The following is a 6303-nucleotide window of genomic DNA, read 5'->3' on the forward strand; positions in this document are numbered from 1 at the left end:
CCGCTTCTACGACCAGCGCGTCACCTGGCACCCCTGCGACTCCGAGGCCGCCCCGCGCGGCCTCCAGTGCGGTGTCGTGACCGTCCCCCTGGACTACGCGCACCCGAAGCGCGGCTCCCTCAGGCTGGCGCTGGCCCGCCTGAGGTCCACCGGAGACCGGCCCCGCGGCTCGCTCGTCCTCAACTTCGGCGGCCCCGGCGGTGAGGGCGTCGGCCGGCTGGCCATGGCCGGCAAGGACTTCATGCCCCTCGCCGAAGGCTACGACGTGGTCACCTTCGACCCTCGCGGGGTCGGCCTGTCCGCCCCCGTGACCTGCGGCGAGGCGGCGTACTCCGGCTCCCCCGGGCAGGGCCGGGACGACGGGCCGGACGATCCGGACGACGGCCGGCGGGAGAGCGCCTCCCCGGACCGTGTGGCCGACGGCGATCCGCAGCCCTACCTGCGCAGACTGCGGGAGATCGCCGAGGCCTGCGCCGCCGCCTCCGGCCCGGTGCTGGAGCACATGGGCACCGTGGACGCGGCACGCGACATGGACGTCATCCGTCACGCCCTCGGCGACCGCCGGCTGAACTACCTCGGGTTCTCCTACGGCACCCGCCTCGGCGCCGTCTACGCCGCCCGGTTCCCGCACCGGGTCGGCCGGTTCGTCCTGGACGGCGTGGACACCCTCACCGCGTCCCCCGTCGAACAGGCCCGGGCCGGCGCCGCCGGCCAGCAGGCGGCGCTGGAGCGCTTCCTGGCCTGGTGCGTCCGGGACATCGGCTGCCCCTTCGGCCGCGACGCCCGCACCGCGCCACGGCAGGTGGAGCGCCTGGTCGACATGCTGGACGCCCACCCGGCACCCACCGGGGCCGACCGCGGTTTCACCGGCCAGGACCTGGTGGCCGCCCTCGGCCAGGCGCTGTACAGCCGGGCGCTGTGGCCGCAGATGGAGCGGGCGGTGGCCGATCTGGTGGAGTACGGCGACCCGCGCGGCCTGCAGGGATTCACCCCGGGCGCCTTCTCCCCGCCGGTGTTCCGCCGGGACGGGCCGCGCCGGTCCCGGCAGCCCGTCCCGCTGGACAACGCCCCGGCCGCGCTGCTCGCCGTCAACTGCGCCGACTCGCCCGAACGGCCCTCCGCGCGACGCATCGCGGCGGAACTGGGGGCGATGCGGGCCTCCTACGAGAAGGCGTCCCCCGTCTTCGGCCGGTACCGGCTGGCCGAGGCGCTGATGTGCTACGGGCGGCCCCGGGGAACCGACTTCGTGCGCGAGGAGGTCCATGACCTCAGGTCGCCCAGGATGCTGCTGGTCGGCACCCGGGGCGATCCCGCCACTCCGTACCGCTGGACGGTGGAGACGGCCCGGCGGCTGGGCTCCTCGGCGGTGGTCCTGGACAACAAGGGCGAGGGGCACACGGGCTACGGATCGTCACGCTGCGTGCAACGGACCGTTGAGGCGTTCCTGCTTCTGGGCGAACTGAAGGGCGGTTCCTGCCCCGCCGAGGAGCCCGGTCCCGGCGCGTGACACCCCGCCGTCAGGACATGGGCTAGCCGCCAACTTCCCTGCGTGCAAGTGACGTTGGTCCCGGATCTCCGGGGCCGCAGGTCCCGAAAGACACTGGCATATGCCAGAAGCACCACCGGATCGAGTGTTGCCGAATCCCTTACAGGCGGTGGCGAGCTGTGCGAGAGTCGTATCCGGTTCACCGACCGGCCCCGGCCGTACCGTCTCCTCGACACCGGAGTTCGTCATGCCGTCCCATCTGTCCGCGGATCGCCCCGCCGGCCGCTCGCCCTCCGGCGACAGCCCGGTCGAGGCCCTCATCGCGCGGACGCGGCAGCTCAGGACGGACATGGACGCGGTCCGCCGCGACACGGAGAGCAACGGGTCGGACCCCGAGGACCGGTGGCAGCGCGCCCTGTACGACCTCGCGCTGCACCACCTGGAGGACCTCGACGAACACCTGGCGCAGCTCCGCGAAGGCCCTCCTCCCGCGGCCGGTTCCCCCGAGGCGCTGCCCGCCTCGCCGGCCTCGCCCGACGCCGGACCGGCTCCGGCCCCCGGCCGGATCGGCAGCGCGGAGTGGGAACTGCTGACCGACGAGGTCCGCTGGTCCGCCGAGTTCTACGAGATCCTCGGCATGGATCCCACCGCCCACGCCCTCACCCTCGACGAGCTGCCCTCCCTGGTGCTCGACGAGGACCGGCCCCGGCTCACCGTCATGGTGACGGACTGCCTGGTCGACGGCCGGCCGATCGACGGCGAGTTCCGGATCACGCGTCCGGACGACGGCACGGTGCGGACCGTGCACATGAAGGGCGAGCCCGTGCTCGACGCCGACGGCAACACCGCCTCCATGTGGGCGGTGCTGCGTGACGTCAGCGAACTGCGCCGTCACCGGCGGGAGGTGAGCGAGACCCGTGACTCGCTCCGCCGCGGCCGGCCGGCCCGGTCCGGGCAGGGGCTCGTGGTCGAGCCGCAGGAAGCCGTGCTCCCCCCGTGGCACGGCTTCCTGCGGCTCCCGCGACAGGGCGGGCCCGGGTCACTGGAGCTGGCGGCGCACCGGTTGCCGTCCTCCGCGCCCGGTGGGCCCGCGGGCGGCGACTGGTACGACGCCTGCGAACTCCCCGACGGGGAGACGCTGATCGCGTTCGGCACCCTGACCGGTGAACCGGCCGCGGTGGCCTCGGGCACGTCGATGCTGATCGGGGCCCTGCGCGGTATGGCGATGGCCGGTGCCCCGCCGGGGCGGACGACGGTCTGGCTGGACGATCTGCTGCGCGGCAGCGCCCTGCAGGTCTCCGGCCCGGCCCTGTGCTGCCGGTACCGGACCGGGACCATGACGTTGCGCTGGTCCGGCCGCCCCGCCCCGGTGCTGTTCCGGGACGGGGCGGTCCTGACGCTCCGCTCCCCCGGCGGACAGGCCGAGGCGGAGCAGCGGCTGGAGGCCGGCGACCTTCTGGTCCTCCGCACCGCGGGGCTGGTCACCGGCGTGGAGGCCGAGCACCGGCTGACCGCTCTGGCCGGAAGCCTCCGGGACGAATCCTCCGCACAGGCCGCGGCACAGGTGCTGGCGGACGCGTTCGGCGGCGACCGGAGCCGCGGCACCGGCTGCTTCCTCGTCGCCCGCGTGCACGACCGACACGGCTGAGCCGTCCGGTCCCGCCGTCGCCCCCGAGGGGGCGCCCTTCGGCCGTCAGGCCGGGCACGCGTCACCACGAGGTCGGGGCGACCACCCGCCACCGCCACGCACAGGGATGCGATCCGCCGCGGCAGCGGAGCCTCACCCCTTTCACACCGCCGCACCGCTCCCCGGCCGCTTGGGCCTGGGCAGGGCGAGCTGGATCTCCTCGCGCAGTTCCTCGACCTTCGGGTAACTCGCGTACTGGCCGGTCAGGCGGTACATCTGCCGGAGCCGGTCCCAGGTGCGGTGCGAGGAGTTGCTGCCCATCGACACCAGCGCCAGGCGGGCGTAGCGGTCGGCCTGCTCGGGGTCGTCGGCGATGAAGCAGGCCGACGCCATGGAGAGCCAGTCGAAGATCTTGGACCGCTCCCGGCCGTTCTCCCGGAGGTCGAGTGCCTGTTTGGCATGGTTCTGCGCCAGGGCCGCCGCGGACGGATCGTGCTCGGCGAGGGTGCGGTAGGCCAGCGCCTCCATGCCGTGCAGGTCGGCCTCGTCGAACAACTGCATCCAGCTGGGCGGGGAGACGTCCCCCTTGTCGGAGACGAAGAGATCCTCCGCCTGCCCCAGCGTGCGGCGCATGGCCTGGCTCTTGCCCATGGCCGCCTGAGCCCATGCCTCGATGGTGTGGAGCATCGCCCTGGTCCGCGGCAGCACCTCCTCCCCGGCACCGGACTTGGCGAGCTTCATCAGGTCCAGGGCGTCGTCGGGACGGCCCAGGTGGACCATCTGCCGCGCGGCCCGGGAGAGCGCCTCGCCGGCCCGGGGCCGGTCCCCGCCCTCCCGCGCGGCGTGTGCCGCGATGACGAAGTACTTCTGGGCCGTGGGCTCCAGCCCCACGTCGTGCGACATCCACCCGGCCAGCACGGCCAGGTTGGCGGCGACGCCCCACAGACGCCGCTGGAGGTGGTCGGGGTGCCGGTAGGCGAGCATGCCGCCCACCTCGTTCAACTGGCCCACCACCGCCTTGCGTTGGAGTCCTCCGCCCCGGGAGGCGTCCCAGGCCCGGAACACCTCGACGGAGCGCTCCAGCTCCTCGACCTCCTCGGAGCCCACCGGGGCCGCCTCGTATCGGTCGAACCCTGCCGGGTCCGCGTGCGGGAGTTCGTCGGTACGCGTGGCGCCGGCCGCGAGGGCCGGGTCCGCGTTCAGCCACTGGTGCATGGCGCTGTGCAGCGCCGATCCTGCGGTGAGCGCGACGCCCGCGCCCACCAAGCCGCGTCGGTTGAGCATGAGGTCCATTCCCGTGAATTCGGTGAGGACCGCAGCCGTCCGCTCGGGCGCCCACGGCAGTCCGTCGGGGTTCTCCTCGCCGCGCTGCCGTTTCCCCGTTCGCCCTTGCCGGACCAGTCCGAGATCCTCGATGGTCACGACACGGCCGAGACGCTCGGTGAACAGCTCCGCCAGCACCCTGGGCACCGGATCGCGCGGGATCTCCCCCATGTCGATCCAACGCCGCACCCGGGAGGTGTCGGTCGCCAGCTGCGGATGGCCCATGGCCGCCGCCTGCCGGTTGACCAGCCTCGCGAGTTCGCCCTTGGTCCAGCCGGCCAGGCCGAACAGGTCCGCAAGGCGGGTGTTGGGTTGTCCGCTCACGTCAAGCCCCCAGGTTCTCGGCTGACTTGACACTAACGCGGGCCAAAGTGCCAAGCGACTATTCGCCAGGGTTCGCCAGGGGTCGCCAGTTGTCAGCCACGCCCCCGCGTGATGTGGAGTAGAAGTGCGCCATCCCGCCCCGGTCACGGGGGCTCTCCCCAGGGTGCCCTCCGGGGCCGGGGCGGATGGCGCGGTAACTCTTCCGGCACACGAAGGGATCCGTCTCCCATGTACGCAGTGTCGTCCTCCGTGTCCGCCCCGCTCCGGCCGCAGACCCGCCCGGGCGTCGGTCCCTTCCTCGATCCGACCCGCCCCGCGGTGCAGCCACCGGGCCCGAGGCTGCGGCGGATGCCCCCTCAAGGGGCCGGGACGCTCAGCGGACGGCTCGACCTGTCCGGTCCGCAGGGAGCGCAGCTGCGGACCGCCATCGCCTCCGTCCACCGGATCTGCCCCGAGTTCGCGCCCGTGCAGGTCCTGCGGCGCACCGGCCGGTCCGTGCTGCTGGTGGGGGCGATGGGACGGAGCAACGCCGTCGCCAAGGTTTTACTGGACGACTCGCCGGCCTGGGCCGAGCGCATCCGGCACGAAATAGCTGCTTACCGGTCCTTCGTCCGGCACCGGCCCCCCGTCAGGGTGCCGCGGCTGATCGCGGCGGATCCGGACAACTGCACGCTGGTCATCGAGCGCGTGCCGGGGCGGGCCGCGGCGCTCCACCGGCACCCCGTGGAGGCTCCGCCGCGGGCCGACATCCGGGCGGCGCTGGGCGCGATCTGCCGGCTCAACGCCTGGCGGCCTCCGGCGGGCACCTTCTCCGCACCGCTGGACTACGCGGCGCGGATCAACCGCTACCACGCGCTGGGGCTGCTCACCGACAGGGACCTGGGGGACCTGCAGAAGCTGCTGCACGGCATCGCGCACTCGTCGGGCAGGCAGGGGATGGGGCAGTTCTGTCACGGTGACGCGCTGCTCTCCAACATCCTCGTCACACCGACCGGTCCGGTGCTGGTGGACTGGGAACACGCGGGCTGGTACCTGCCGGGGTACGACCTGGCGACGCTCTGGTCGGTGCTGGGAGACGCACCGGACGTGCGGCGGCAGATCAGTCAGCTCGCCCAGTCCCAGGGGCCGGCCGCGCGGGACGCCTTCCTGGTCAACCTGATGCTGATCCTGACCCGGGAGATCCGCACCTACGAGACGGCGGTGCAGCGCACGATGCAGGACGTCGCGCCGGCACCGGTGGCCGCGCCGGCCGGGGCGATCCCGACGGGAGAGGAGCAGCGGCTGCTGCTGCGGCGGTTGCACGACGACGCGCAGATGGCGCGCCGGGCGGTGCGGGCGGCGGTCGGCACGCGCTGACCGTTCCTCGCCCGATCGTCCCCTCACCCTCTCACCCCGCCACCCCCTCGCCTCAGGGCCCGGTCCTCCCGGGCCCTGAGGCGTTTCCGGACGGCCCAACTTACTTGCATGCACGCGTCATTGACGGGGCGGCGGGATACCGATATCCCTGACGCACGCCCCATCTGCCCCACGCGCGCCCAGCCGT

General features: G+C 73.5%; 4 protein-coding genes. 3 read left to right on the forward strand and 1 reads right to left on the reverse strand.

The window, feature by feature from the left end; all coding sequences use genetic code 11:
• Together HW445_RS15305 and HW445_RS15310 are read left to right on the forward strand one after the other, a co-directional pair.
• Nucleotides 1-1507, forward strand: a 1507-nt coding sequence (locus tag HW445_RS15305; RefSeq protein ID WP_180221571.1) for an alpha/beta hydrolase, incomplete at its 5' end; no start/stop codon positions are given.
• A gap of 226 nt (nucleotides 1508-1733) precedes the next feature.
• On the forward strand, nucleotides 1734-3134 hold the full coding sequence (locus HW445_RS15310) for a PP2C family protein-serine/threonine phosphatase (protein WP_180221572.1): 1401 nt from the start codon (nucleotides 1734-1736) through the stop codon (nucleotides 3132-3134).
• 141 nt (nucleotides 3135-3275) lie between these two features.
• Here HW445_RS15310 and HW445_RS15315 read toward each other — a convergent pair whose 3' ends face one another.
• Entirely contained in the window at nucleotides 3276-4760 is a 1485-nt protein-coding gene (locus HW445_RS15315; RefSeq protein ID WP_180221573.1) for a hypothetical protein, read from the reverse strand.
• 228 nt (nucleotides 4761-4988) lie between these two features.
• Here HW445_RS15315 and HW445_RS15320 point away from each other — a divergent pair, with 228 nt between their 5' ends.
• Nucleotides 4989-6116 carry an aminoglycoside phosphotransferase family protein gene (locus HW445_RS15320; protein ID WP_180221574.1) on the forward strand — a complete coding sequence of 376 codons (1128 nt, stop codon included), beginning with the start codon at nucleotides 4989-4991 and terminating at the stop codon, nucleotides 6114-6116.
• Nucleotides 6117-6303 lie beyond the last annotated feature (187 nt).

Source organism: Streptomyces sp. UH6 (assembly GCF_013421635.1).
In the GTDB taxonomy this organism is placed as follows: Bacteria; Actinomycetota; Actinomycetes; order Streptomycetales; family Streptomycetaceae; genus Streptomyces; species Streptomyces abyssomicinicus.

Coding starts and splice junctions, on each gene's coding strand:
- HW445_RS15310 (WP_180221572.1), top strand. CDS start 1,734: ATGCCGTCCCATCTGTCCGCGGATCGCCCCGCCGGCCGCTCGCCCTCC.
- HW445_RS15320 (WP_180221574.1), top strand. CDS start 4,989: ATGTACGCAGTGTCGTCCTCCGTGTCCGCCCCGCTCCGGCCGCAGACC.